This is a genomic window from Lysinibacillus sp. FSL M8-0337, from assembly GCF_038593855.1.
Lineage (GTDB): Bacteria > Bacillota > Bacilli > Bacillales_A > Planococcaceae > Lysinibacillus > Lysinibacillus sphaericus_D.
Map to the genome: position 1 here is coordinate 1,415,360 of NZ_CP151996.1, position 25,976 is coordinate 1,441,335.

Annotated in this window: 26 protein-coding genes and 1 pseudogene; 11 read left to right on the top strand and 16 right to left on the bottom strand. The window is 34.4% G+C overall.

Annotation, left to right across the window (positions count from 1 at the left end; all coding sequences use genetic code 11):
* Positions 1–5: 5 nt before the first annotated feature.
* Positions 6–638: a nitroreductase family protein gene (locus MKY08_RS06510; protein ID WP_069511991.1), complete on the bottom strand. Its 633-nt coding sequence runs from the start codon at positions 636–638 to the stop codon at positions 6–8.
* A 130-nt stretch (positions 639–768) separates the two neighbouring features.
* On the opposite strand from MKY08_RS06510, the gene MKY08_RS06515 reads away from it, so the two are divergent.
* A complete protein-coding gene (locus MKY08_RS06515; protein ID WP_069511989.1) occupies positions 769–1,113 on the top strand; it encodes a helix-turn-helix domain-containing protein in 345 nt (114 codons plus the stop codon).
* A gap of 199 nt (positions 1,114–1,312) precedes the next feature.
* Here the strand turns inward: MKY08_RS06515 and MKY08_RS06520 are convergent, their stop codons facing one another.
* Together MKY08_RS06520 and guaD are read right to left on the bottom strand one after the other, a co-directional pair.
* On the bottom strand, positions 1,313–2,659 hold the full coding sequence (locus MKY08_RS06520) for a solute carrier family 23 protein (RefSeq protein ID WP_069511986.1): 1,347 nt from the start codon (positions 2,657–2,659) through the stop codon (positions 1,313–1,315).
* A gap of 97 nt (positions 2,660–2,756) precedes the next feature.
* Positions 2,757–4,127: a guanine deaminase gene (guaD, locus tag MKY08_RS06525; protein ID WP_069511985.1), complete on the bottom strand. Its 1,371-nt coding sequence runs from the start codon at positions 4,125–4,127 to the stop codon at positions 2,757–2,759.
* A 366-nt stretch (positions 4,128–4,493) separates the two neighbouring features.
* Here guaD and MKY08_RS06530 point away from each other — a divergent pair, with 366 nt between their 5' ends.
* The 3 genes from MKY08_RS06530 (at position 4,494) to MKY08_RS06540 (ending at position 7,763) form a co-directional block, all read left to right on the top strand.
* Positions 4,494–5,135, top strand: coding sequence for a hypothetical protein (locus tag MKY08_RS06530; protein ID WP_069511983.1), 642 nt, complete (start codon positions 4,494–4,496; stop codon positions 5,133–5,135).
* 251 nt (positions 5,136–5,386) lie between these two features.
* Positions 5,387–6,580, top strand: a complete 1,194-nt coding sequence (locus tag MKY08_RS06535) for a YbfB/YjiJ family MFS transporter (RefSeq protein ID WP_069511981.1) — start codon at positions 5,387–5,389, stop codon at positions 6,578–6,580.
* A gap of 157 nt (positions 6,581–6,737) precedes the next feature.
* Entirely contained in the window at positions 6,738–7,763 is a 1,026-nt protein-coding gene (locus tag MKY08_RS06540; protein ID WP_069511979.1) for an Rpn family recombination-promoting nuclease/putative transposase, read from the top strand.
* Positions 7,764–7,819: 56 nt separating this feature from the next.
* Here the strand turns inward: MKY08_RS06540 and MKY08_RS06545 are convergent, their stop codons facing one another.
* The 6 genes from MKY08_RS06545 to MKY08_RS06570 all read right to left on the bottom strand — a co-directional run bounded on the left by MKY08_RS06545 (position 7,820) and on the right by MKY08_RS06570 (position 12,779).
* Entirely contained in the window at positions 7,820–8,530 is a 711-nt protein-coding gene (locus tag MKY08_RS06545) for an ABC transporter permease (protein ID WP_069511977.1), read from the bottom strand.
* Positions 8,531–8,546: 16 nt separating this feature from the next.
* Entirely contained in the window at positions 8,547–9,425 is an 879-nt protein-coding gene (locus MKY08_RS06550) for an ABC transporter ATP-binding protein (protein ID WP_069511976.1), read from the bottom strand.
* An 82-nt stretch (positions 9,426–9,507) separates the two neighbouring features.
* Positions 9,508–10,410: a hypothetical protein gene (locus MKY08_RS06555; protein ID WP_069511974.1), complete on the bottom strand. Its 903-nt coding sequence runs from the start codon at positions 10,408–10,410 to the stop codon at positions 9,508–9,510.
* 419 nt (positions 10,411–10,829) lie between these two features.
* A complete protein-coding gene (locus tag MKY08_RS06560) occupies positions 10,830–11,141 on the bottom strand; it encodes a hypothetical protein (protein ID WP_069511972.1) in 312 nt (103 codons plus the stop codon).
* A 194-nt stretch (positions 11,142–11,335) separates the two neighbouring features.
* Complete coding sequence (locus MKY08_RS06565; protein WP_069511970.1) at positions 11,336–12,196, bottom strand: YitT family protein; 861 nt, start codon at positions 12,194–12,196, stop codon at positions 11,336–11,338.
* Between the two features lie 43 nt (positions 12,197–12,239).
* Positions 12,240–12,779: a helix-turn-helix domain-containing protein gene (locus MKY08_RS06570; RefSeq protein WP_069511968.1), complete on the bottom strand. Its 540-nt coding sequence runs from the start codon at positions 12,777–12,779 to the stop codon at positions 12,240–12,242.
* 392 nt (positions 12,780–13,171) lie between these two features.
* Here MKY08_RS06570 and MKY08_RS06575 point away from each other — a divergent pair, with 392 nt between their 5' ends.
* Positions 13,172–13,615, top strand: coding sequence for a hypothetical protein (locus MKY08_RS06575; protein ID WP_081327947.1), 444 nt, complete (start codon positions 13,172–13,174; stop codon positions 13,613–13,615).
* 346 nt (positions 13,616–13,961) lie between these two features.
* Positions 13,962–15,116, top strand: a complete 1,155-nt coding sequence (locus MKY08_RS06580; RefSeq protein ID WP_069511966.1) for a hypothetical protein — start codon at positions 13,962–13,964, stop codon at positions 15,114–15,116.
* Positions 15,117–15,199: 83 nt separating this feature from the next.
* On the opposite strand, the gene MKY08_RS06585 is transcribed toward MKY08_RS06580, so the two are convergent.
* The 3 genes from MKY08_RS06585 to MKY08_RS06595 all read right to left on the bottom strand — a co-directional run bounded on the left by MKY08_RS06585 (position 15,200) and on the right by MKY08_RS06595 (position 17,678).
* Positions 15,200–15,373: a hypothetical protein gene (locus MKY08_RS06585; RefSeq protein ID WP_158497867.1), complete on the bottom strand. Its 174-nt coding sequence runs from the start codon at positions 15,371–15,373 to the stop codon at positions 15,200–15,202.
* The gene (locus MKY08_RS06590; protein WP_069511964.1) at positions 15,357–16,784 is read right to left on the bottom strand and encodes a recombinase family protein; all 1,428 of its coding nucleotides are present in this window, start codon (positions 16,782–16,784) and stop codon (positions 15,357–15,359) included. Before MKY08_RS06590 ends, MKY08_RS06585 begins: the two co-directional genes overlap by 17 nt.
* Before the next feature lie 288 nt (positions 16,785–17,072).
* Complete coding sequence (locus MKY08_RS06595) at positions 17,073–17,678, bottom strand: hypothetical protein (RefSeq protein WP_069511962.1); 606 nt, start codon at positions 17,676–17,678, stop codon at positions 17,073–17,075.
* 177 nt (positions 17,679–17,855) lie between these two features.
* On the opposite strand from MKY08_RS06595, the gene MKY08_RS06600 reads away from it, so the two are divergent.
* Together MKY08_RS06600 and MKY08_RS06605 are read left to right on the top strand one after the other, a co-directional pair.
* The gene (locus tag MKY08_RS06600) at positions 17,856–18,005 is read left to right on the top strand and encodes a hypothetical protein (RefSeq protein WP_167397292.1); all 150 of its coding nucleotides are present in this window, start codon (positions 17,856–17,858) and stop codon (positions 18,003–18,005) included.
* Between the two features lie 296 nt (positions 18,006–18,301).
* A complete protein-coding gene (locus MKY08_RS06605; RefSeq protein WP_069511959.1) occupies positions 18,302–18,847 on the top strand; it encodes a hypothetical protein in 546 nt (181 codons plus the stop codon).
* 272 nt (positions 18,848–19,119) lie between these two features.
* Here the strand turns inward: MKY08_RS06605 and MKY08_RS06610 are convergent, their stop codons facing one another.
* Complete coding sequence (locus tag MKY08_RS06610; protein ID WP_069511957.1) at positions 19,120–19,314, bottom strand: hypothetical protein; 195 nt, start codon at positions 19,312–19,314, stop codon at positions 19,120–19,122.
* Positions 19,315–19,332: 18 nt separating this feature from the next.
* Complete coding sequence (locus MKY08_RS06615) at positions 19,333–19,875, bottom strand: hypothetical protein (protein ID WP_069511955.1); 543 nt, start codon at positions 19,873–19,875, stop codon at positions 19,333–19,335.
* A gap of 459 nt (positions 19,876–20,334) precedes the next feature.
* On the opposite strand from MKY08_RS06615, the gene MKY08_RS06620 reads away from it, so the two are divergent.
* Together MKY08_RS06620 and MKY08_RS06625 are read left to right on the top strand one after the other, a co-directional pair.
* Entirely contained in the window at positions 20,335–20,508 is a 174-nt protein-coding gene (locus MKY08_RS06620; RefSeq protein ID WP_141705581.1) for a type II toxin-antitoxin system HicA family toxin, read from the top strand.
* Between the two features lie 50 nt (positions 20,509–20,558).
* On the top strand, positions 20,559–20,942 hold the full coding sequence (locus MKY08_RS06625) for a type II toxin-antitoxin system HicB family antitoxin (RefSeq protein ID WP_069511954.1): 384 nt from the start codon (positions 20,559–20,561) through the stop codon (positions 20,940–20,942).
* Positions 20,943–21,089: 147 nt separating this feature from the next.
* On the opposite strand, the pseudogene MKY08_RS06630 reads toward MKY08_RS06625, so the two are convergent.
* Positions 21,090–21,896 (bottom strand): annotated as a pseudogene (locus MKY08_RS06630) (hypothetical protein); the annotation flags it as partial.
* Between the two features lie 439 nt (positions 21,897–22,335).
* Here MKY08_RS06630 and MKY08_RS06635 point away from each other — a divergent pair.
* Positions 22,336–23,946, top strand: coding sequence for a hypothetical protein (locus MKY08_RS06635; RefSeq protein WP_069511953.1), 1,611 nt, complete (start codon positions 22,336–22,338; stop codon positions 23,944–23,946).
* A 450-nt stretch (positions 23,947–24,396) separates the two neighbouring features.
* Here MKY08_RS06635 and MKY08_RS06640 read toward each other — a convergent pair whose 3' ends face one another.
* The gene (locus MKY08_RS06640; protein ID WP_069511952.1) at positions 24,397–25,917 is read right to left on the bottom strand and encodes a recombinase family protein; all 1,521 of its coding nucleotides are present in this window, start codon (positions 25,915–25,917) and stop codon (positions 24,397–24,399) included.
* Between the last annotated feature and the right edge of the window lie 59 nt (positions 25,918–25,976).

Consider the following 25,976-nt stretch of genomic DNA (forward strand, 5'->3'; position numbering starts at 1 on the left):
CTTATTTAAATAAAACGAGCAATGTCTTTTAATGGTAAACGCGATGAACCATAAGCAGGTGCTGCTGCTTTCCCGATAGCAATAAGAACAACAGGGAAAATATGTTCCGGTAAGTCAAAACGCTGAGCAAATTTCTCTTTATCAAATCCGCCCATTGTCACCGTATCATACCCTTTTTCTTTCGCAATCAGCATCAGTTGCATGGAAATAAGACCTGCATCAAATGTAGCAATATTTTTTCTGACTTCAAGTGGTGCAGCTGGGTAAGTACGTAGAGTATTCGTAATCATTAAATCCTTCTGTGCTTCACCCATATGCCCTTCTGCGACATTTTGCGTGTAAATTTGTTCAACTTGCTTATACATTTCGGCATTGCCTAACACTGCAATAATGGCAGAAGATGTTTCAACTTGTTCTTGGTTATTGGCAATAGCACGTAGTTCTGTTTTTACAGCTTCGTCTTGAATGACTAGGAATCTCCATGGTTGCAAGTTACTAGATGACGGAGCGCTAGTGGCTTCTTGAATAATTGCTTCAAGCTCTACTTGTGGAATTTTAAAAGCGGGATCATAGACGCGAACGGATTTACGCTCTTCCATAATTGTATATAGATTGGATTGTGTTTTAGTTGTCGACATAATGTCCTCCTTAAAACTTACTAATGGTAAGTTGATGATAAGAATCTTACCATTAGTAAGTTTATTCGTCAAATAAAAAATATTTTGTGTGCTACAATAGAATAAGGAATTACAGACAGGAGGTTATGAGATGACACAATCAAACTGTTCACATATATGTAGTAGCTATCATCAGGCAATAGAGTTTATAGGGAAACGTTGGATGGGAATGATTATTTATACTTTGTTGCTTGGTCCAAAAAGGTATCATGAAATTCATGCCACAATACCCGGCATTTCTGATCGTTTACTAACAGAACGCTTAAATGAGCTTGTGAATGCAGGACTAATTGAAAAAAAATACATTGATTCATCGATAAAAAAGGTAGAATATGCATTAACGCCAAATGGCTTAGCATTTCAGGAAGTCATAGCGTCTATTCAAAAATGGATTGATTTATGTGAATTTGAGAAAATGACAAAAGAGACAACATAAAAAGCCAAAATACCTCAAGTGCTTGAGGTGTTAAGGCTTTTTTATTTGTAACTATTTGTAATGACTTTTGTTGTTTTGCCAATATCTTTATCTTTCCTATAAAGTTTGTACTTTTTTGCCTTTATATTATAGATTTACTTAAGACAAAAAGACTGTAGATAAACTCCCTTTGAGTGTATCTACAGTCTCCAAACCTTACCTATTTAACATTTGGTAATACTTTATTTAACATAATGGCAACGAGCGCAGCTGTTGCTATTGGAGAGCCGAATAAATATTGAACCGTTGTAGGTAAAGCATATAAAAAATCTTTTGGTAATAGTGTTAACGCTAATGTTAAAATAACTGGAACAGCGATGACGTACATTTCTTTTTCGCCAATATGTTCATTTTTCATTACTTGCAACCCGCTAATGGCGATAATGCCACAGACGATGACAAAAACGCCACCGATCACTGCTGAAGGAATGGCAGAGATTAAGGCAGCCAATTTACCGGAAAACCCGAACAAAATAAACCAAAAACCTGCAACGATAAAGATACGACGGCTTGCAATACCTGTGATGGAAATAACCCCTGCATTTGTTGAATAGCCAGTTACCGGTGTAGAACCTAGTAATGAGGCGATGAAACAGCCAATACCCTCACCAATTACCCCACGATTAATTTGTCTATCTGTCAATGGTTTATCAATTACATTACTTACAGCAAACCATGTACCCGTCGTTTCAGCCATTAAGACAATATAGATAATCACCATTGTTAAAATAGCTGAAAAGTTAAATGTAAAGCCGTAATCTACAAAAGGCAATTGCGGTAAGCTAAACCAATTTGCTTTTCCAACAGCCGATAAATCTAAAATACCCATAATATTTGCAGCGACACAACCAATAAGCAACGCGATAATAACGGAGGCAATACGAAATACTCGACCTTTTTGACGGAATACAGAGCCTAGCATTACGCAGACAATTAATACGGTAGCTGAAATCAGCGCCAAGTATATGTTTTGGCTAATCGTAGCACCAGCGCCTTCAAAAATATTACTACTTAAACCAACGGGCATAAGCGATAAGCCAACGACGAAAATAATTGTACCGCCTACAATTGGGGGAATAAATGTTTTAACAATTTTGTTGAAAATACCTGTATAGCCTAAAATGATGACAAAAATGGCCCCGATTAGGCTTGCACCCAGTACAGCGCTCCAACCAAGTTCGCCACTGCCACTTGCGGCATAGATACCAACTATCGCTCCTAATGGTACATACGAGGGTCCTTGTGCGATTGGAAGCTTCATGCAGAAATGGCTTTGGACAATCGTCGCAATCCCTGCTGCGATAAACGTTGATTGTATTAAAGCGCTTGCTTGTCCTGATTGCATGCCTATTAACATTGCAATTAGGAAAGGAACTACATAGACGTCCATGGCCATTACATGCTGTAAACCTAGAAGAGCGGATTGACCGAATGGTACTTTGTCATCGGGTAAAACGGTTAAATGTGCGGTATTACTGTTTGCTAAATTGTTTTTTTGCGTTTCCACTTAGATGCCCACCTCAAAATGTTAAGTTTATAAATAAAACGACTTAGTGACCTTCACCTGTTGCTACAGAGAAGGGGAGACCACTGTTCGCGTTAGATTATTGTGTTCGTTCGTGCACTTTAATGCCTTGCACCCATACTTCTCGAATATTTTCAGGACGTACAAGATACATGATTTTTTGGAAGATATCGATCAGTTCTTCTTTGTTATCAAAGATTGGTAGTTTAGCAGATGCTACTTTTGTATCGATTACTTGAACATCCCACGTATAGTTTTCTTGTAAGCGACCAATTGGAAGACTTAAACTTTCACCACCGCCAGCTGTTGCTAAATAGAATGCTTCGTTGATAGTAATGCGCGAATTTGGCACGCCACGTTTGTCTGCAGGAAGTGCTGTATTCACACCATCTTCCAACATTCTAGATGACATTACCGCCTGTCTTGCATTATCAAAAAGACTAGGTGAGAAGCCACCTGAAATGTCTGAGCCTAAACCAATATCTACACCTTTTGCATGGAAGCGGGCAATGGGAATAACGCTGTTAGCAAAATAAGCATTTGAAATTGGACAATGGCCGATAGCAGTACCAGTTTCAGCAAATAGTGTGGCATCTTCATCGTTTAAGAAATTACAATGTGCCATAACAGACTTATCACCTAATAGACCAAAATCATGTAAAGCGTAGGCATCATTTTTGTTGAAGCGGTCTTGCACGTAACTATGCTCCCAGTCACTTTCACTACAATGAGATTGAATATGTGTATCATACTTAGCTGCCAATTCACCTAAACCTTTTAAAGCACTATCTGTACAACTTGGAATAAAGCGAGGTGTTACAACAGGATATACGCCTTGCTTGGTAGATTTCGCTAATTCTTTAACAGCTAAAATAAACTCTTCTGTATCCGCTAATGCTGTTGCCGTATTTGCATCTCGATAAAATGCAGGGTTTTGTTCAGGGTCATCCATGACAACTTTCCCAACAAGACCACGTTGTCCTTTTGTAGCACAGATTTCAGCTAATAATAGACTTGCTTCCTTATGAACTGTTGCAAAGTACAACGATGTTGTTGTGCCATTGGCAAGAAGGGTACTTACTAAATCTTCATAGACCTCTTTCGCAAATGCTAAGTCCGAGAACTTCGATTCGATAGGGAAGGTATAGGTGTTGAGCCAGTCATATAGGGGGATATCTAGAGCAGTACCGGCTTGAGCCCATTGTGGTGCATGGACATGCAAATCGACAAAGCCAGGGAAGAAATACTGGCCATCAGTTAATTGGTAGAAATTTCCTTTCCCTTTATATGTTTGTAGTACTGTTTGATAGTCAGGATGTTCTGGCGCAATCGTTTTTTCGATTATTCCGTCTGCGTTAATACAAAACAGGTAGTCTTGTAAAATTTGTACTTCTTTGGAAGACTTACTTGAAAAAGCAGTTCCTTTGAAAATTTGCGTATATTTAAACACAGTTTACACCTCAATGTTCGTATTTTGTTATCAGCAGGGAATATTATAGGATAAAAAAACTGTGAAGTCTACGAAAAAACGAATAAATTGCATTGTGTGATATAAGGGTAGTAAATAGAGTTTTACAGCAATTTAATGACATGGGAATATATAGTTTTAGGAATAAAAAATCAAAATAGGGGTTGGCAACTTAAAAATTTTTAAATAAAATATAATTGAGAATTACTATCAATTAAAAATCTATCACAAAAAGGGAGGTGGCAGTTGGTTTATTTGAATTCAGCAAGGTATAAAAATGGTGATTAGATTATTCTAACTTTCACTGCTAGAATCACTATACTTACTAAACAGAGAAAGGAGCATACTATGAAAAAAATAAGTAGTGTATTCATTTTATTTGTAGTAGTTATAGGATTAGTAATCCCTAATTTTGCTTTGGCAGCAAGCGAGAATGGACAAGATAATCCATTTGAAGCGCCAGAAAAATATGTTTCCTATCTGAAGTCATTTGGTGATACGTATGATGAATTCATTCAGCAATATAGTGAATTATCGAAAGAAAAGCAGGAAGTAATTTTAGATGTTCTACAAAATGGTGGTGATTTTGACGTAGAACTTATTGAAAGCAGTATGCAAAGCAATGAAAAACATAGATATACTAGAGCAACCGTACAAACTAGACCTGTATCATTTGATGCAGATTTTAGATTATTCGGGATAACTTTTGTGAAAATTAGATTAGAAGGTAGATTTGAATATAGTAATCAAAGAGTAACCTCTGTACAGTATAAAAATGCTTACATTGTTCAGAATTTTGTTCCTTTAAGTGGTTTTGAAAGAACTTCGTTAGATGCGTATGTTAGTGATGGTAAATTTTATGCGAGTGCTGCATTTACAGCTTTTGTAGGTGCAAAAATAGGAGATAATGTTATTGGGGTGCGTCCAAGAACTTTTAACATTCAATTAAATTCTGACTATAGAGGGAATGTGAATGGATATGCTTGGTAGGAAAGTAAGCATAATTATGGGAGTATGTTTGGTTGTTTTTTTGATCATTTTATTCATTATTATTAGTTTAAAAGCTAAATAAAATAATCACGACTCAAGTGTAAATGCTTGAGTCTTTTTTGTGTGAAATGCAATCAGTGTTATTGTAGTTTGTGAAATTATTATTTTGAATATTGGTAAAATTTATAAATTTAATTGCTTTATTAATGAGCATTCAGTATCCTTTTATTAACAAAGGGGGAGAGGATGCGATGAATCGTCAACACATTGGTATTTTATTTGGGGGAGTACTATTACTAGTTGTAGCGATGGGGATTAGCCGTTTTGCATTTACGCCAATTTTGCCGTTTATGCGGGAAGATGTTGGCTTTTCATTTGAGGTTGCAGGCTTTTTAGCATCTAGTAATTATATTGGTTATTTTATTGGGGCATTATGGGCGGGATTTATTTACCGACAGCGGAAACATGTTTTACTGTTGAGTGTAGTATTAAATGTCATTTCTGTTGTGCTTATGGGGCTAATTGAGCTTTATAGTGTTTGGCTTGTTCTGCGATTAATTGCAGGGATTACAGGGGGACTTATCTTTGTTTTAACTTCTAGTATCATTATGGATTATTTAGCCAAACAAACGCTCACAAAGTGGTCAGGCTATTTATTTAGTGGTATAGGGCTTGGTATTGCCATTTCAGGTTTATTCGTACCTTTTATTGAAGCACGTTTTGCTTGGCAAGGTACTTGGATTGGCTTAGGTATTTTATCTGCACTATTTTTAGTGATTACGTTTCTATTATGGAGAAATTTACAAGTTCATGATAGCGTGAAAGTAACGAAAACGGCAGATGCAAAAATGTCGCGCGGTTTTATGCCTTGGCTAATTGCGGCATACGGGTTTGAGGGGCTTGGTTATATTATAACAGGCACATTTTTAGTGGATATTATTCACAACATTCCATCGCTCCAAGCATATTCTTCTTATAGTTGGGTCATTGTTGGTGTAGCGGCTATTCCATCTGCTCCAGTTTGGACAGTGCTATTAGAGAAGTTTTCTGCAATAAAAATTTTATTTGTGGCTTACATACTACAAGTGCTAGGGATTTTGTTGCCGGTATTTTCACAAACAGTATGGAGTGTGCTATTGTCTTCATTTTTATTTGGTTTAACATTCGTCGGTATTGTTACGTTAACAACCGCCTATGCTAGACAGCTATTTCCAACACAGAGCGGTCCAGTTGTGTCATTGTTGACAACGTTCTATGCATTTGGACAAATCATCGGACCAATTATAGCTGGACAACTTGTTGTCATTTTTAGTAGCTACAAGGCAGCACTCATTTTTGCAGGCAGCATTGTATTGCTAGGACTGATTGTGATGTTATGCGGTAAATGGATTGTGTTAAAACAACAAGAGAAGATAGCCAATTTAAACATGCAATCCAACCATTAGTTAAGGGTGCCTGACACCCGAAATATTCTGAATTGTTTGAGTGCCTGGTACCTGTCACTTTGAATATTCAGAATCGTTCAAGTGTCAGGCACCTTTTTCGTTTTTTTCTAAATCAAAAAAATGTTATAATTGTGGTAAATCAATTGGAGTGATGCGCATGAGTGTAAAGACTTTTCGTAAAATCCCACTTGAAAAATTTATAGATTTAAAAGTAGATTATGCTTTTAAACAATTATTTGGTACGGATAAGAATAAGGCTATTACTATAGTATTTCTGAATGCTTTATTAAATCGTACAGGGAGAAACGCTATTAAAGAAGTTACTTTTATAAGTCAAGAATTTGGTAGTGAACATGTAGATGATAAGCAATCTCGCTTGGATATTTTAGTGAAAACACAAGATGATTTATTTATTAATGTTGAAATTCAATTAACCAATCAATACGATATGATGAAACGAACACTGTACTATTGGTCAAGAATTTATACTTCGCAACTTCGTAAAGGGATGGGGTATCATAAATTACGACCGACAATTACTATAAATATTTGTAATTTTACGTTATTTGAACACACAAAAAATTATCATTCTATTTTTCAACTTTATGATAATCAAGATAATTTGAAAATGGATGATGTACTTGAAATACATTTTATCGATATTAATCGATTTATACAGCAATGGTATGCAAAACAATTGGATTCTTTTAAAAATGTCCTGGATAGATGGTTAATGCTACTGGGAATGGTTGATGGACGTAAAGCGAAAGTCTATGAAGAAATTTATTTAGAATTGGAGGAGCTTGCGATGAAGGATGAGGAGTTATTCAATGCTATGAATGTTTGGCAAGATTTAAGTCAATCCCCTGAAGATTATTATGCATATCAATCTCGTTTGAAATATATCCTTGATGAGGCGGCGAAGCTAGAAGATACAAAATATATAGCTGAGCAAGAAGGGCTATTGAAAGGAATAGAACAAGGAATAGAACAAGGAATAGAGCAGGGGATAGCACAGGGAATAGAACAAGGTATAGAACAAGGCATTAAACACGGAGAAAAAAAGGTGCAGAAGGACATTGCGTTAAAGTTATTGAAGAGAGAAACCAATATTGAAACAATCGCAGAACTAACAGAGCTAACAATTTCTGAAATTAACCAGTTAAAAGAATTACTTGATTAAATCTTTAGGTGCCGGGCACTCGAAATTTTCACAATTGTATGGGTGCCAGGCACTTCTTACATTTTCCTTTTTCGATTCAACATAAAAAAGTATAACCATATTACCAGTATGCTATAAATAAAAATCCAAATAAATTGCCAATAAAAAACGGCTGGTATTACGTTGATGCTATCATCTGAACTCATCATTTCTAAAGAAAGATGTACAGGGGGTAAGAGCCATATAAGACCCTTTACTAGTAAAATAACGCTTTTTAACGAGGCAATAGCTAAAGAAATAATTAAGATACTAAGTACACCCCACCAAGAATTTTGTCTATTTTTGACTAGTTCCCTTGTGAAAATGGCAGAGAGTGCAATAGCTAGCATAGAAAGACTAAAATGAGCTAGGAAGCCCAATATGATATGCGATAAACTTGGTCTTTCACCAAATGCACCAATTGTTATAGGGTACAACACTGACACACAGCTTAGACAAAAGCCAATTACGATACAAATCAAATAAAGCGTAACAAAATACACATTTTGCCCTTTAGCATGTAGTATAGTAATGACTTTTTGTCCTTCGTCCTCCGCATGAAATATTGTTACTGTAAACCATCCCATAAGTAAAAAGAGAAGAGTCGAAGTAAATGAGTAACTGTCCAATATTGGATTTGGTACAAATGCATAATTGACTACCGTACATAAGATGAAAATGAAAAAAGGCGGAAGGTATTTGTAAGTCCTTATATAATTACTGAATTGATAGTGTAATAAACTCATCATGTATTTAATAAACCTCCTAGAAATGGGTATAAAATTGTTCTTTCTTTGAATTTAGAGGCATGAGCTGTTTAATGGAAGCTTCGTGTTGAAGTAAAGTCAAAAGGGCTTTGTCCGTATCCTTGCTTTTTACAGTTATTGTAAGCTCTTGATTGCCATTATTTAATGTGCGCATTTGTTTGATTTGGATAAAGGAAAGTATTGAATCAAGTGATTTGTGGCTGGGAAACTCAAACACTATTTGATTGTTTTGGTTAGAAGCTTCTGAAAATGATTCCAGTTGTTTCACTTGGCTGCCTTCAATTAATAAAATCCGATCCACCAGGTTTTCCAATAATTTGGTTTCGTGACAGGTTAATATAATACTATATCCTTTCTCTTTTAAAGACAAAAGGATTTTTTCTAATTCATTTTGGGCACGAGAATCAAGTCCAGATAGAGGTTCATCCAAAATTAGAAGATGTGTTTCTTCAAGCATTGCCTGCATAATCATAATCTTTTGCTTCATTCCTTTTGAGAAATGAGTCATTCGTGTCGAACGAGCCTCCTGCATATTGAATATCTCAAGCAATTGATCTATTTTTTGCTGTAAAGGCTTCCGAGGTATACCACTTATTTTACCCATATGAAAAAGATACTCTTCAGGCGTAAAGAGTACATGTTGAGGAGTAATTTCGGGGACGTACCCAATTTTTAAAGATTGTACATGTTTGGTAACTGCGCCACTATCTGAATCGACGATACCGCCAATAATTTTTAGTAGCGTACTTTTACCAGAACCATTCTTCCCTACAAGTGCTAAAATCTCCTCTCCATAGATGGAAAATGAAATGTTATCTAAAATTTTCTTTGTTTTATATTGTTTAGAAATCTTTTGTACTTCCATTAATGTATTCATTCGTACACACCTTTTTTATTAGTGATTTGTGCCAGTCACCCTAAATTTTCAGAATTGTTTGAGTGACAGGCACGTAAAAGAATCAGGTACTGTAATATTTATTTAGTGCTGTTTCCAAGCGTTCTTCTAAATGTTGTGAAATATAGCCAACAACAAACTGCTCTTTTTCCATTTCAATTTGCGAGGATTTAAAAATTTTGGCGAAAAACCCTGATTTATTTTCCAAAGAGTATTGCTGTAGTGCCTCTGTGCGTAGAGTTGAAACGATTTCGTTTTCAATATGACGCTCACGGATTTTTTTGACGATATCTTTGACACTACCTTCTTGTAACTCCACCATTTGCTTTTGAAGATTCTCATTTAAATGCTTCAATTCGGCTGTTTCATTTTGAATTTCCTCTATTTGGCGGCTTGATTCGGAAGAGAGCTCTTGTAGATTTTGCGCTAAAAAATCTTGATTAATGGTAATGTGCAATGTCCCTTGTTTTTCATCTGGTTCCATATGAAATAAACCAGTTTGTATCATTTGCTGAAGGACACTACCTAATACATCGACTTTATGGGCTAAATTATCCGTAAAATCAAGAGTAGTGGCAGTAATTTGATGTTTAATCTGCTGATGACTGTCATCAATACCTAGCAGTAGTTTTAGACCTTTAACACGGTATTCGTCCTTCAAAAGTAGAATCATGCGAAGTCGTAAAATAGCAGGGAGGTCTAAGCGAATATTAGTAGTTTGATGATTAGAGGCGCTATCAAAAATATACTGATCAAAAGGTTTGATATAATAACGCAGCATAGCATCTGTTATTTCAAACCAACCTGCAACTTCTGAAATGCTATAATATTCTTTTTCATGGATATGTGTTAAATAGGCATCACCATAAAGTGTTTCTACTAATGGTGTATGTTGTAGTACGACAAACAATGGATCATGTTGCACAATTCCGAGTACCAACTCTTTTGCATTACTTATTTCTAGCATTGCTTCTACACCTCACTTTATTTTTCTTGAACTAAACTCTCTACTAGGTTTCTATTCTTTTAAGTGCAAATGTATGCCTATTTAAAGTAGGATTATTTGATGTTTTAAGGCTTTCTAGCGAGATAGTAGTTTGTTAAATGGAGAAGTGAGAAAACCTCTTACATTAATGGCGTGCTTCCCAAATCAAGAATGGTGGTAAACCGAGGTTTTAACTAAGCACGAATGCTAGGGCGAATATAGAAGAGTCAATTGCAGTCAGCTATAAAGAAATCTTGTTAATTAAAAACAAATAGCTCTTTACTGGTTACAAGGCCTTTTTCAAAATGGATATTTCAAAAAAGTTGACCTTTTCTTTAATGACCATGAGCTTACAAAATTCACTTTGAAACCTATGTTTATTGAATGCAGTACAAATATGCCTACTTTAATAACAGTGGGTGGATAGAAATCAGATGATTGCTTATTAGCTGTTCAGTGAGCATTTCTTGCATTTCAGTAAATATTATGGTGTCCTTTATTAGAATTTGCATCTCAGTATACTTATACTGACATTGAAATTCTCGAATATACTGCGTTATAATCGGCAAATTATCGTTATTTTTGATTTCTACTTCCACAAAAAAAGGCAAAGTTAATTGAGGTGGTGAAAAACAACCGCGGCGAATCCAAATAGCTTCATTTACATAATAACGAATTGGCAATTGGCGATCACTTGCTATAAATAAGTCCATTAAGTTCTCCTTCAAAATGTCTAAGAATTATAATAATTATAGCTTTTTTAGTTGAAATTGTCTTGAAAGAGCCTTTAGATCAAGCATCGAGTGTGCCAAATGCTAGTCTTTTTTGTAGTGGCATCAAGGGTCTGACCAATTCCACGGAAAACAACAAAAAAGTAAGCAAATGATGCACTTGCTTACTTTTTTGATTAGTGAATATCACGTTTTTTGAAATTGCCACCGCGCACTTCTGAAACATCAGAAATGACGACAAACGCACTGCTATCAATATCTTTAATAATGGATACCAATTTATTTTCTTCCATACGGTTAATGACACAGTTTAATATTTCAGTTGGTTCGTTTGAAAATCCGCCGCGCCCTTGTGTATAAGTAACACCACGTCCTAAACGAGCTTGAATGGCGTCCCCAATTTCCTCAGATTTTGCACTGACAACACGGACGTCTTTGGATTTTTCTAAACCAACTTGAATAATATCAATCACGTTTTTCGCAATATAGTACGTTAAAGCGGAATATAAAGCACTCTCTAATCCGAAAATAAAGCTTGCCCCTAAGAAAATAAAGGCATTAATAAATAATATAATATCTCCGACTGAAAACGGTATTTTACGTGATAGTAGCACGGCTAATACTTCAGAGCCATCTAAAGCACCACCATTACGTAAAACAATTCCTATCCCAATTCCAAGTAACATACCACCAGATAAAACGATTAATAAAGGATCATTTGGTCCTAAAATGGTTTTAACATCATGTAAAAGTACTGTGGAAATCGATAACGCAGCAATCCCAGCACAACTCATTAATGCAAATGTTTTTCCTACTTGTTTGTAGCCGATGTAGATAAACGGAATATTTAATACAAAGAGTAGCACGCCTAATGGAACTTCAAATAAATGGGCACCCATAATACTAAGACCTGTAACGCCACCATCAATTACATTGTTTGGTATTAATACAGCTTCAAGTCCGTATGCAGCGATAATCGCCCCTATAATAATCATGATAAATTTTCGTATATTTTCAAGTGACTTGCTTTTTTTCATAAATCTTCTCCATTTCCTTACAAATTAAATCCTGTTTTGTTACTTACGATTTTGGAATAATATTTACTGCGATTGTTTTTGTTTCCGTTGCATTGCTGGAATCGGACATATTATAGTATTTCGTTAATAAGTCGTTCAAATCATTTTGAAAGTGGTTAAACTGTTCTTTCGTTAAGGATAAGTCAAGTAATGAAAAAGTTGCAGAATCTACGATATGTTCATCTTCTTCACATAAGTTTAAATAATTTTGATACTGGGACAGTAGAGCTAATTGATAGTATGAAATATAGTTGAGTTTTTGCTTTTTCGTGAGTATTGACCAATCCTCCTTACTTATTTTTGCAGCATCTTCATTTAATGCATAAAATTTTTCCGTTACAGAACGTACTTTTCGCTCCTTCACAATTTTAATTATGCTTTCATCCACTAATATTTGAATGTGGCGATATAAGGTAGCTTGCGGTACATCTTTAATAACAGAAATCATCTCTAACGTACTTAAGCCTTCGTCTGTATTATGCATTAGCGCTTGTAAAATTTTCATTCTCACAGGATGCATTAAAACCTCTGCTTTATTACGCATCAACGAGCCTCCTAATTGAAGAAAAAATGATATGTAGACAAGAAAAAACAAATGTTATCAATTTGAGAACATTATCAAAAAATATATTATATTTTTACCCAAATGTACAGTAAAATGCTACCGGAATTTTTAAATCATTATGTATGCTATGGTACATGTCACTCATATTTGATATAACACACTTGCATAAAAAATTAATGCAAAATAGGAGACGCGACAAATCAGAACTCCTTCAATTCAATCAAGGGTATACTATTTCTTTGACAATTATAAAGGAAGTTAAGCTATCGAAATCTTTTTAACTTAGTGGTGTAGTGCTACTAGAACTTTTGTATACTTTTTCCGTCTAATATTAAAATTAACATATTTGAGGAGGGGAGGAGGGATAATAGTTGGTTAGTACGTCTGTATTAAAAAAATTGGTTGTGCCAATGGTGTATGTAGCCGAATGGATTTTGTTCTTTTATGTTTTTCTCTGCATTGGTGCTTTCAATCTGGTGAATTTCACAAATGTTATTGCTGTAGATATGGCTTGGGAGGAACCCACTAACTTAACAGCGTCCTTCGTAAACTCATTGTTGCGAGTGTTGGGTATAGGCTTGATTTGTTTCTTATACATCAAGTTTTTAGCAGGCAATAGAGCTTATAAACGCTTCAAAGAAGTGGTGTGGGGCGTTTTATTCGCTATAAATACAGTAAGTTGTGTGATTTGTGGGAGCATCGTTTATGGATTTAATTTCATTCATGCTGATGGAATGTTACTGTTAATAACTGCTTTTGTTAGTGCACTTTTAACAATTCAAATTATAATGAAACAGGATTTTGAAGTGAGATAAAAAATTTTATTTTAGGTTGGTCATAACAACACTAATCGTTTACAAACTAATGAGCATATGGATACTCACACCATGTATTAGAGTACCATTTAAAGATCAAAGTAGATTCTTATCTAGTGGGAATTTTGCTCATAGTTAGCATCGAATAATACATTGGTAAACTTTTATTATATAAAAATAGTAATAATAACCATAAAAGTATATAGTAATAAAAGATATTGAATTATAGTTAATTTTGAAGTATCTAATTTAATAAACTTTTTTTGATAATTTATGAAACATTTTCTGTAGAAAAAGCGTATAAATATTAGTAACAACAATCTGTTAAATTAAGGAGAAATAAAGTATGAAAAAACCATTTAAAAAAACTTGGATGATTGCTTCAGCATTTACACTAGGGATGGCTGTCCTGACACCACTTCAAGCGGGAGCTACAACATTAGAAACAAAGGATAGTAATATTAATGTTCAAATAGAACAAAAAATATCTGGAACTATTAAAGAAGTCTTCGGTGATGGCATGAACTTGAAAGGAATAGATGGTAAAAATTACTTTATTAGTTTTAGTAAATTTTCTAATGAACAAATTGAAAAAATGAACTTAGTAGTAGGACAAGAAATTTCTATAGAAGGTAAAGTAGTAGATGATTATTCAGACTTTTATACATTTGAAGTGTATAAAAAAGACCTTCCTAAAGAGGTAACTAAGGAAGATTTAGGGAAATTAGAAAAGTTATTTAACGAAATAAAGAAGTTAGAAAAAGAAGCGTCAGATGATGTTGATAAAGAAGTAACCGAAGAAGAGCTTGAAAAGAAATATGAAGAAATCGAAAAAGTTTATGAGGAAATGTATAAAATTACAAAACCTTATATATTAGCTAATTGGCAGCCAGAGACTTTTGAACAATATTTAGAAGGCTTTGGGTTTAGTGAGGGAAATATAGCTATTAAAGACAATGATAAAAAACAGCTTCAAGCGATTTATGAAGAGTGGGTAAAGCTTGAAAAAAGTGGTGATGAAGAAAAAGCTAATGTAAAATATGAAGAGTTGTATACAATCCTTCAACCATATCTTGATGAATTATACCCACCACAAACGTTTGAAGAATACATGGAAGGAATGGAATTAGACATTCCTGCTGAAACGATGGCGAAGTTAAAAATGTTATATGAAGATGCTCAAAAAGCTGAAAATGATGAGAATATGGAGTTGTCTGAAACGGTATGGAATCAATTCCATGATCTTCTTAGTCAATTCATCGAGCCGTTAACATTTGAAGAATACATGTCTGATTATGACTTCGAAGTTAGTAAAGAAGATAAAGAGCAATTAAAAAAGCTGTATGAAGAAGCCTTGAAACTTGATAATGAAAAGGCTGACGAAAAATGGGAAGCGTTTTACAACATTCTAGAACCTTATTTTGCTTTAAATAAAGAAATTCTATTCTTCGCTTCTAAACTAACAATAAACAATCAAGATTATCTTCCACAATCAGAATAATCGTAACCATAAAAAATAATTCAGCCATCTGCTAGTAATCGACAATCGATAATAGCAGATGGCCTTTAAATTTTCTATAAGATTTATAGTAAAAACATTGCCACAATGGTCGTTACAATAAGACCGATCGCTACAGGCAATAAATTGCGCCTTGCAAGCTCAAATGGACTTACATTGCAAATCGCAGCTGCTGGAATGAGCGCCCATGGAATAAGTGTACCGCCACCAATAAAAGACATATTATTTAGCTGTAACAATGGTTATTTCTCTAGCTTGTTTACTGCTCCTATAATCATCCTTTGTATCAACGACTATTTGTTCGAAGATGGTGGTCATTAATTGTTTGCGTTCGGTATCATCGGCATTGATCCATAGGGTATCAATATTGCGAATAATCGCCCGGATTTCCTCATGATGGCGATCGTCCAGCAGCTGTATCTTTTTTAAACTTGCTTGAATTTCTTTTTCTTTGTTACGCAATTTTTCGCTGTCTCGAATTAACTCATCAATACCAATAATATCATGTTCAAACATCGTTTTTTTCTTGTGTAAAAGCTTTTGCACAACAGCTAATTCCTGTTGTAATGCAGTCAATTGTGCCGCTGGAAAGGTAGCATCCCCCTCATTACTTGTAAAATGGCCACCGACCAAGTCATCCCATTGTGCAAAAATTGCTTGCACTAAATTACTTTCTAAAATCATATGACTAGTACAAGCTTTACCAGCTTTCTTACCAGAACATCGATATGTTTTTTTCTTGCCCGCTTTATGACCAGCCATCGAATGCCCACAGCGTGCACATTTTAAAAGTGAAGAAAAATAGTAATTACTCGTTTCACGCTTGCCACCTAATGTTCTACGCTTATCTAACAAATCTTGAAGTGCCCAAAATTCATCGCGATCAATAATACGCTTATGATTACCTTCAAATAACACCCGTTCACGAGGTGGTTTTTTTATATCTTTCGGATTTAAGCTAAACATTAAATAACCTGCGTATGTTGGATTATTGGCAATATCTCGCACACTATCGACATGCCATTGCCCGCCCTTTCGAGTAGGGACGCCTTTACTCGTTAATTGCTTGGCAATCGTGTAAAATCCCAATGTTTTTGCTAATGTAAATATATTCCTAACAATTTGTGCCTCATCTTCATCCATTATTAATGCACCATTTTCTACTTGATAGCCATAGGGAGGGGTGCCACCTTTCCAGTAGCCCAACTTCACTTTCTTTTCCATGCCTAAACGCACCCGTTCAGCGGTATTTTCCCGCTCCCATTGCGCAATCGCCGCTACCAACGTAATAAACAAGCGTCCCATCGCATTAGTCGTGTCGTACACTTCCGTAGCCGATTTAAATTTACATTCATATTGGTCCAATTCAGCCAAAATCGTATGTAAATCAGGCACAGAGCGAGTTAGACGATCCAACTTATAGACAAGTAAAACATCAATGCCCCCTTGTTGAATGCGCTGTAACATTGCTTGAAAATGGGGGCGATTTAAATCTTTAGCAGAATAGCCATCATCGACGTAAGGCGCCTCAACAATTTCCCAACCTTGTGACACACAATAAGCCTCTAACTTTTCAATTTGTGCAGCAATCGAAAACCCATGCTTCGCCTGTTCGTCGGTGCTAACGCGAACGTAGATAACGCATTTCATCGCTATGTCACTCCTACACTTAGCGTTACTATTTCTAAGAACGAATAACTACACAGATACTAAAATGCCTGTAACGAAAGAGCATTTATATAACATAATTTATTACGAGCATCCTTTGTTTAAGACTATACTTTATCTGTTAATGTCACAAATATTCTGAAACGATGTGGGACAATAAGTACCATGATACAGAAACAAGAATGGTTTATCTTAATGGAAGGTTGTCATAATGAAAGTGGGATTTGAGTCAATGTACATAACAGAAGACTGATTGAAGGTTTAAATTAATTAGTTTCTCCAGATATTTTCGAATGTTTGTGCTTCGAGTTGAAGTGCTTGAAGGATTTTAAGGTTTGCTTGCGTTGCTACATGTAATTTAGCTGTTTTCACGTTTAACACAGCAAATACAATGTTTGGTGGATAAGGGTCTTTCGATTGTGCTTCTAACATTAACGTTAGGATTGGTTGAATGTTGCGTTCAGTAATTTTTTCCGTATTCCCTTTAAAAAATAATTTGATTAAGTGGGGTACGCCGTCAATCACTAAACCGAGTTCGGGAGATGAACGGACTACTAAGCCATTAGTTGATGTCCACATGGATTTAGGTGGATCAAACCATTCAATTTTCTTGTTCCGTGTAAATTTTTTAAATGCCTTTATTGCTTCAGTATAGGAATTGATTTTGCGTTCATGGACTTCAGTTAGTAATGAATCTAATTGATTGAGAGATTGATTTTGCTCATAGCACAATTTTATACGTTCTCGTAACTGCTTCCAATGATCTTTTACTGGATGATACTCTCCTTGATTTTTAATGTCATTAATTTTGTTGATCTTTGCCAGCATGGTCTGCCTAACGGTGAAATCGATAAACTGTGTTAAACCAACAGACATTTGCTCTTTTTCTGTTGTTTTAATTTTCAGTCACCTTCCTTTCTACAATCATTTTAACAGAAAGGTTAATGAAGGGGGATATTATTTTAGATTTAGTAAGTGTTCAAACATCATATATTTGTTTTAAAGCAAGTGACAAGCCCATTCGACATATTCTGATAAAAAGGAGTGTGTGGAATGACGGCAGTCAAAATGACAGAAGAAAAGGTACGAAAATTATTGCCGATTATTGAAAGTATTTTGTCACGGGAATACGGAAGAAAGGTAACACTAAAGGATTTAACAGTGGGGGGTATTACAGTTTATAAAAATGATTGCGCGAAATAGAGTAGTCACAAGATTTATGGGATAAGCTAATACCAACTTCGACACGATTTGATTGCCACTTCCCACTCGCTGTAAAAAGGGTTTAAGTTATGAAAGAACGTTTCTTGCCTTTTAGAGGAGTGAAAGGCAATCGGAAATTATGCTAAATATATGTCTTCTTGCTACAATTATTTAAATTATTCTTATCTAAAAAGCACCACTTTTGTTATATTTTTGACATCATCCATTTCTATTGATAAAATATTACGATATTAGTAGATAAAGTAAGTATTATAAAACAGAGTAGGAGGAGCATAATGAAAAAATTATTTATTGTGTTATTAGCAGCGGTGGTATTTGCGATTGTGAATCCAACAAAATCAGAGGCTATTAGGTATGATGGCGCAGAAGTATATAAAGATCAAACGGGGAAAATGACGTTTACCAAAGACATTAAGATTTATAAGAAAAATGAAGACGGTACATTTGATTCGTTAGTGGTGAAACGCAATAATTATTTTAGAACGTATGAAATTGAAAAATATGATGGTAAAACCTTTTATCAAATGGGGCCATATCGAGTACAAGCAACTAATCTAGTAGTTTTTAGAGAAATACCGATGAAAATTCGTGCATCTTTCTATCCAAATGTAACGTATATTAATATTAATCGTAACAGTGGCCAGTATGGGAAACTCTTTACGGAATGGCGTGATACTTCCATCACGGATATGAATGGTGATCAATTGTTGAGATATTGCAGGGACACTGTAAATGGGTTAAAGTGCGAAGAGCATTATCCAGGTTCAGATATGAAGGTAGCTGATACAATATTTAAAAAACCGGTGTCCGTTATGAAGTAACAGAAGACTCCGAAGCGAAAACCTATCCACTAATAGGCTCGAAAACAGAAAAAATGATGCCAAAAGGAAGCATGGTTTATTCAGTAAGTGATTCCATTAATGCTTACCTATGTGTAAAAGAAGACTTGGAAGCAAAAGATGAACAATGTACGTGGCTTCCTATTGGAATTTTAAAACCGATTTATTAACGTGCTGACATAGTGAGAAAATGCATATTTGTATCGTTTTAAAGCCCAGGTACTCGATTGTTGAGCCTGGGCTTTATTGTTAGCTTATTCTTTTTTTTTCGTTTTAATTTGATAAGTAATACCAAACACTATGTTAAAAATTAAACAAAAATTTAACGGATTTAATAAAGCCCAAAGTAAACTTGATTCTAATGCTAAAAGCAATAAAATCCACAAAATCAAGCAGACATAATAGGCCAATATCATGGGCAAACAAAAAACTTTATCTAAATCCAGCATACAATTTCCTCCTATATACTAATCAAAACAAGAGGACGCTGCACCTGACATTGCTCCGCCTGCTGCACCTATAATAGCTCCTCCAGCAGCACCTACCGCATTTCCGATAACAGGAAGAACGGATCCGACACCAGCTCCTACCCCTAAGCCACTTAATGCACCAAGATAATACCCGCCAAGAACACCTAGTGTACATTTCCATTTAGAACGAGCTAATCTAGTTGTATGAACCGGTTGTTCATCGTTATGTAATTCTATAATCAGTCCATTAGCAACTGATTTATAAATTAAATGCACCTCATTACCATGACTATCTATCGCTTGAGTTGGCAGTATTTCTGTATAATCACCTTTTGTAACAATTATATTTCCAACTTCATCATTTTCAATTTTTGCGTCTTCATTTAACAAATCTAAACGCATGGTACTTTCATTTAAAATGGTAATGGCAAAATCGCTATTCTGTTCAGCTGCAGAAACAGTGGATGCAGGTAAGCCAATATTTGCCGTGAAAAAGAATAAGAGAACCAAACAAGTCAGCATAAAAAATAATTTCCTCATTTGTATAACGCCTCCTCCAATATTCTGATTATTCTTATATTTTAAATAAAAAACATAAAACTGAAAATATAATACACAAAATTGTAACAAAAAAATTTGTTTGGATTTCAATGAGAAAACTTTAATCGCGATACATATTTTTAAATAGCATGATACAGATTGTTTAAATAATAAAAGGGTATTGTTCATTAAATTGTGTAATTAATATAAACACAAAAATATTTGAACTATGCAAAGCGATTAATGAACATGGTGTTGCGTTTCTGCTCGTCCTTCAAAATCCAAAAAAAATGAGCATAATCGTAGCAATAATAAGCGCTACATATAGTGAAATGGCGATGAACATAAATAAATTATCGCTGCATAAAATTTTAGTTATACGTAAACAATACGTATAAATTCATTGACTCCTTTCTTTTTAATACGTATAATACACGTATAGCGGAAAGGGGTTAAAAAATGAAAAAGAGAGAGTTAGAGAAACGCTTCTCGGCTAAAGGGTGGGAATTTTTGACCCATGGTGGTAAACATGATATATGGGTGTCACCAACAGGCAAGAAAGAACAAATCCCTAGACATAGAGAAGTTGATGAAGGTTTAGCAAAAGGGCTCATTAGAAAGCACAACCTGTAAAAGGGTTGGCTTTCAAGCCCAATAAAAATAGAAACGAAAGAAGGTAGAAAATGAAAAATGTTGTAGTTTATCCTGTGGTTATTTCACCCCTATCAGCAGACGGTTTTCACTTAGTGACAATTCCTGATATTGACGGGATTACCCAAGGGGAAACTATTGCTGAAGCTATTGAGTATGCAAGGGATTATATAGGTAATGCTATAGCTTTTGCTGATGAACCAATAAATAAACCGAATACGGTTTCTTTTACACCAAAAGAAAATGATATTGTAACACTTGTAGATGTTGATATAGAGGCACATAAGAAAGCTTTAGATTTAACGCCAGTTAAAAAAACGTTAACTATTCCTAGCTATTTAAATGATTTAGGTATGAAACAAGGTATAAACTTTTCCCAAACTTTAACGGATGCTTTAAAAGACAAATTACTATAATAAATATATAAATTAGCATAATAAATTTACGAATAATTTAACTCTCTCTTTTTATTTTCGGCTTGATCATTTCAAGCCGTTTTTTTATTTTTTTCGAATTCTTTTCGTTTTGCTTTAAATTGATACCTTGTATTAGAAGTCCCTTTTTTATATGTCTTCCATTGGTGACAGTGTACCGCCACCAACCCAAATGCCCGTGATTTGTCCGAGTGCGGTTAGGGTTGCTGTACCTCCTCCAATCGCATTGCCGAATAAGCTACCTATTGAACCAGCTAGCGAAATGCCAGAGAATCCAGAGCCGTCTAAACCTGTAATGGCACCTACGACTGCAAGGGTCACGACCGCAATTTCTTTCGTTAATGGTACAACTGCGGCTAAGCCGACACCAAGATCATTGACAATGCCATGAGAAGCGGAAGGGAGGTAGTCACCAATAATTTGGGTAAATCCGGAGTCACCAAGATAGAAGAAAGCTGCAATGGGGATAACGGGTCCAAATACTTTAAATCCAAATTGGAATCCTTGAATTAAATAATTTGTTGATTTCTCAAATCCTTGTTTTTTATGTGCAACAAGACAGAGCACTAACAATATAAAGACAGCCGTTCCACCAATTAGAGCAGTAGCGTCACCGCCTTGCAGTTTTAATACTGACATGGCAATAACATCGAGCAAAAAGGTAAATGGAATAAGTATCGCAAAAAATCGTTTTTGTCCGCGGGTAAGCAAATGTTCATCTTTCAGCTGTTCTATAACATCATTCGATTCAGATGAAGTTGTTAACTGAAGAGTGCCTCGCTTCATATCACGTTTTAATAAGATAAAAGCAGCTATCGTCGTCACAAGGCCCATCGTCATAACAAGCGGAATACTGGCTGAAACGACATCCCCTACTGGAATACCCGCAGCATCTGCAGTCAACTTTGGAGCGCCTTGAATCACAATATCACTAGAAAACGTTTCTTTCTAAGCTTTATAAGTAAGGGGCTTTGTCACTTAGAACATTAATACAAACATCTAGTCTACAATCAACGTCAACTATTAATACATATTAAAAAATTTCATATAAAATTATAACTTTTCTGTAATAAAGCGTATGTGTTCAACTTAGGTTTAAAGAAAGCTATCCTTCTTTAGTAGTAAAAAGATAAGGGGGCACTAAAATACCAAACTTTTATTATATATACAAATTATGTATAATTTGGTATTATAATAGTAATTATAAAAGGTATCATGCCAATTTTGGATAAATATAAATTACATATGGTACTAGTATTTCGTGATAACGGAAGGGTAGGTGATCCAATAATTGTAGGATACTTTTATGAAGTATTATAGCGCATATTTGATTTTGTACTTGGAGTAAAAATTATATCAGAAAGAAGGAATATCAATGAAAATGAGACGCTCTTTAATCTCTTGCCTAACTGTTACCATGCTGTTTAGCGTTGGTTCAGTATCATATGCTTCAAACGATGCTCTATTATCTAATGCAGAAGGAAGCGAGCATGCAAGCAAAGAAGTTACTCTTTCGAACGACACTGACCAAACTTTAGAAAATGGGCTAAATGGTATAGATAGTACTGGTATTGATTTAAGTAATGTTGTTGATAGCACTTTTCAAGAGAAAGATGTAATGGCATTAGACAACGAATTATCAATAGAAGCAACTAATGTTGCTCCTGTTACAAAATCAACAATGAGTCGCCATGCAGCTCCAAATGATTATGTTCTGTCAAAGTCTTTTTTAGAAAACATTAACGCTGTTAAGGGTATAACTACTTTCAGTGGTGGAAACGAGATTAAAAACAACGATACTACAGGCACGAGTCGTGCTGTTGGCAACAATTCTCCTGATAAAGCTATATTCTTAGATGAAACATACTATGACCAACCTTTGAACGACAACATTATCGGGGACGGAGTACCAAATTGGTATTATGTTTATGCACCAACTACTTCTAAGATTAACTTTTACTTATCACAGGCTACAAACCAAGATTCTGATGTATATGTTTATAGTCTAAATCAATCTACAGGTGTACTTTCTTTGGTAGATTATTCGATAAATGATGGGCAATTGTCCGAATCAATCGGTTATATGGCGGAAGCAGGTTATTATTTCTTCCGTATAGAGCCAAATGGCACAACGAATAGTAATAATTATACTTTTTTAACAAATGTGAATAATACTTATGACCAGTATGAGAAAAACGACAGCCCAAATGACAACTTATCACTTTTCACTGGTAAAATGGATGTTAATGCAAATATTGACTTTATGTTTGACTCTGATTGGTACTTATTTAAGCCATCAAGCGCAGGCAAACATTATGTTAGTTTAAATAATGTACCGTCCGACGCTCAATATGCTTTTTACATTTATAACGAAAATTTGGGTAGTATGGGTAGTTTTTTAAGTAGCGGTAACGAATCTAGATGGTTAGAATTAGAATCGAATAAGAGTTACTACATAAGAGTAGAATCCTATGATGGTAAATATACTCCGCAATCACCATACAATGTTACTGTAGTAAAAGCACCTCCCACACCTCCGTCTATTACAGCAGGCACCTATGATGTTTATGTAAACGGACAAGCAATCAATCTTAGTTGGGAATATCAATATGCTTCAAAGCCTTATAACGGATATTACTCAAGAAATGAAAGTACTATGTTAAACAGAAACGGTACTTCAACAATTGGTAATGTATACAAAGGCACATTTAGAGGTTTCAACAAAACCATTCAAAATGCTCTGTTAATAGAAGCGAATTACGTTGGGTTTTACGATTACATGTATAGATTTGGCAATACTACTGCTCCATCAGGCGAGCCTACCAGAAATCAGTGGCATTATTCGGATGGGGTGTATGCCAATATCGGCACTTTTATCTACAATATCGATACGGGTAAAATTGAAGATAATCTAGGTAGTTACCCGTATTCATATCGTGGGGAAGATTGGAACTTCAAAGCAACTGAACAAATAAAAAGTCGTTAAGCTTCTATTTATGACGAATCGTACTTATTAATAGAGGTATGCAACAGCATGTTTTTTTAGTCTTTAGCATTTATTAAAATCCCACATCATTTAAGAAGCTGTAATCTTAATTGGTTTGGGATTTTTAAATTTATATATAAATTCTAATATTTTGAGGAAGCGAGGTTTGATTTTACATATAATAGTGCGTTTCGATTTGTTTTACAAACAGTATCGCCGATTTTGGTAATAGGACAAAGTTTAGATACATAAAATTCATTGTATGAAATTTGATATCTAAAAATTTGGATTTTATTTATCTCTTTTGTATTTAAAAGGAGTGATGAAAATGAAAAACAACAAAGAAACAAGAGTTCCTAAAATAACTATCAATAAATCAAAGAAGCCAAATTATAAAGCAGTAGCACAAGCATTAATTAAATATGCATCAAAAAAATAAGACACGATCTCTTAAAGGGAGGTGTCTTTTTCTATTATTTCAATTGAAAATTTATCATCAGTATTGATTAAAACAACTTTTTCAAAGAGTAGTCTAAATAGTCTGTTTTGTTCTTCCGTTTCAATATTTTCTACTGTTTGTAAAAAATCTAAAGCTTTTTTCTTTAAATCAACACTACTTTTCTCACTCACTGTTTTTAGTTTTTTATTACTATCTACAAGTAAACTTTTTAATTCCTGCAATTCATTTTCTAATTGTGGCATTATATTCACATATTTAGTTTCCTTTAGTATACCTTTAATCAAATACATATCAGTATTTTTGATTTCTTCTTCTTTTTCTTTTATCTTCTTATTAAATAGTTTTATTTCTTGCAAAATAGAAAGCTTTGTATCATTTCTATTATCTATTGAGGTATTTAAAAGTTCTTCTCCAATAATCTCTTTATAATTATTAATTGCTTTATAGAAATGGGGTAATAAAAAATTTAAACTCACAGATTTATGAGGACATTTATACTCAAAGTTCTCTCCATATGAATTTTTACAATTACTAATTTGATAAGATATGACACCTTCTTTATTTACATATGATTTATGGATTGGTAAACGATGGCCACAAATACCACAATACATTAACCTGTCTAAAGGTGTATTTATTTTAGTGTAACGTATGCCTTGTGTATTTCTTGAACGAGAAGCTATTTTCTTTTTAATTTTTTGATATTCTTCTATAGTCATCAAAGGTTCGTGTGTATCACGTATAATAACGTCTTCACCAAACATTTTACTATTATAATGTGATTCTCCTAAATATACTTTATTATCAAAGAGTCGAGTAATTGTAGTAGCAGCTTTGAATTTTTTTCCTTGCTTTGTAGTATATCCTCTTAAATTTAATTCGATTATCACTTCTTTAATTGTATAACCCTCAATAATCTTTTCGACAATCAATCTAAACGCTTTACTTTCAATGGGGTGTGGTATTAAATTATTTCTTTCTTTTATATAACCAAATGGAATCTTATTTACATATGAGCCATTTTTAGCTGTTTGAAGTTTCGTTTGATTCATACGGTGGGCATAGTTATGTAATTCGTGTTCGTTAACTGCACCACGCACAATATTAGCCAAGAATTGAGTTCTATCATTAGGGTTTATAATGCCTTCTCTATCAGAAAAAATCACTATGTCAGTGCCTTTTAAGTCCTCATATACATTTGTCTGTTCATATACAGTTCTATATAGTCGAGATTCTTCTAAAACCACAATCGTATCGTGTACGCCTTGTAAGCAAGCATTTAACATTTTTCTATATTCTATACGGTCTAGTTTAGTCGATTTAGCAACGAAATCATTATAAATTACATAATCATCAATTTTGTTATTTTTACAAAATTCTAATAATCGTTGCATATTTGATTCTAAAGTCTCTTCTTCAGTTTTCCCTTTTTTCTTTTTAGACTTTCTTAAATACAAGGCTTTAGGCTTATTAGATTGAAGTATGTCACATTTTTCAACTGGTCTATACACAAATAAACCTCCCGTTATTCTATAATATGGCGTTATTATTCGAATTTAACCATTTAGAA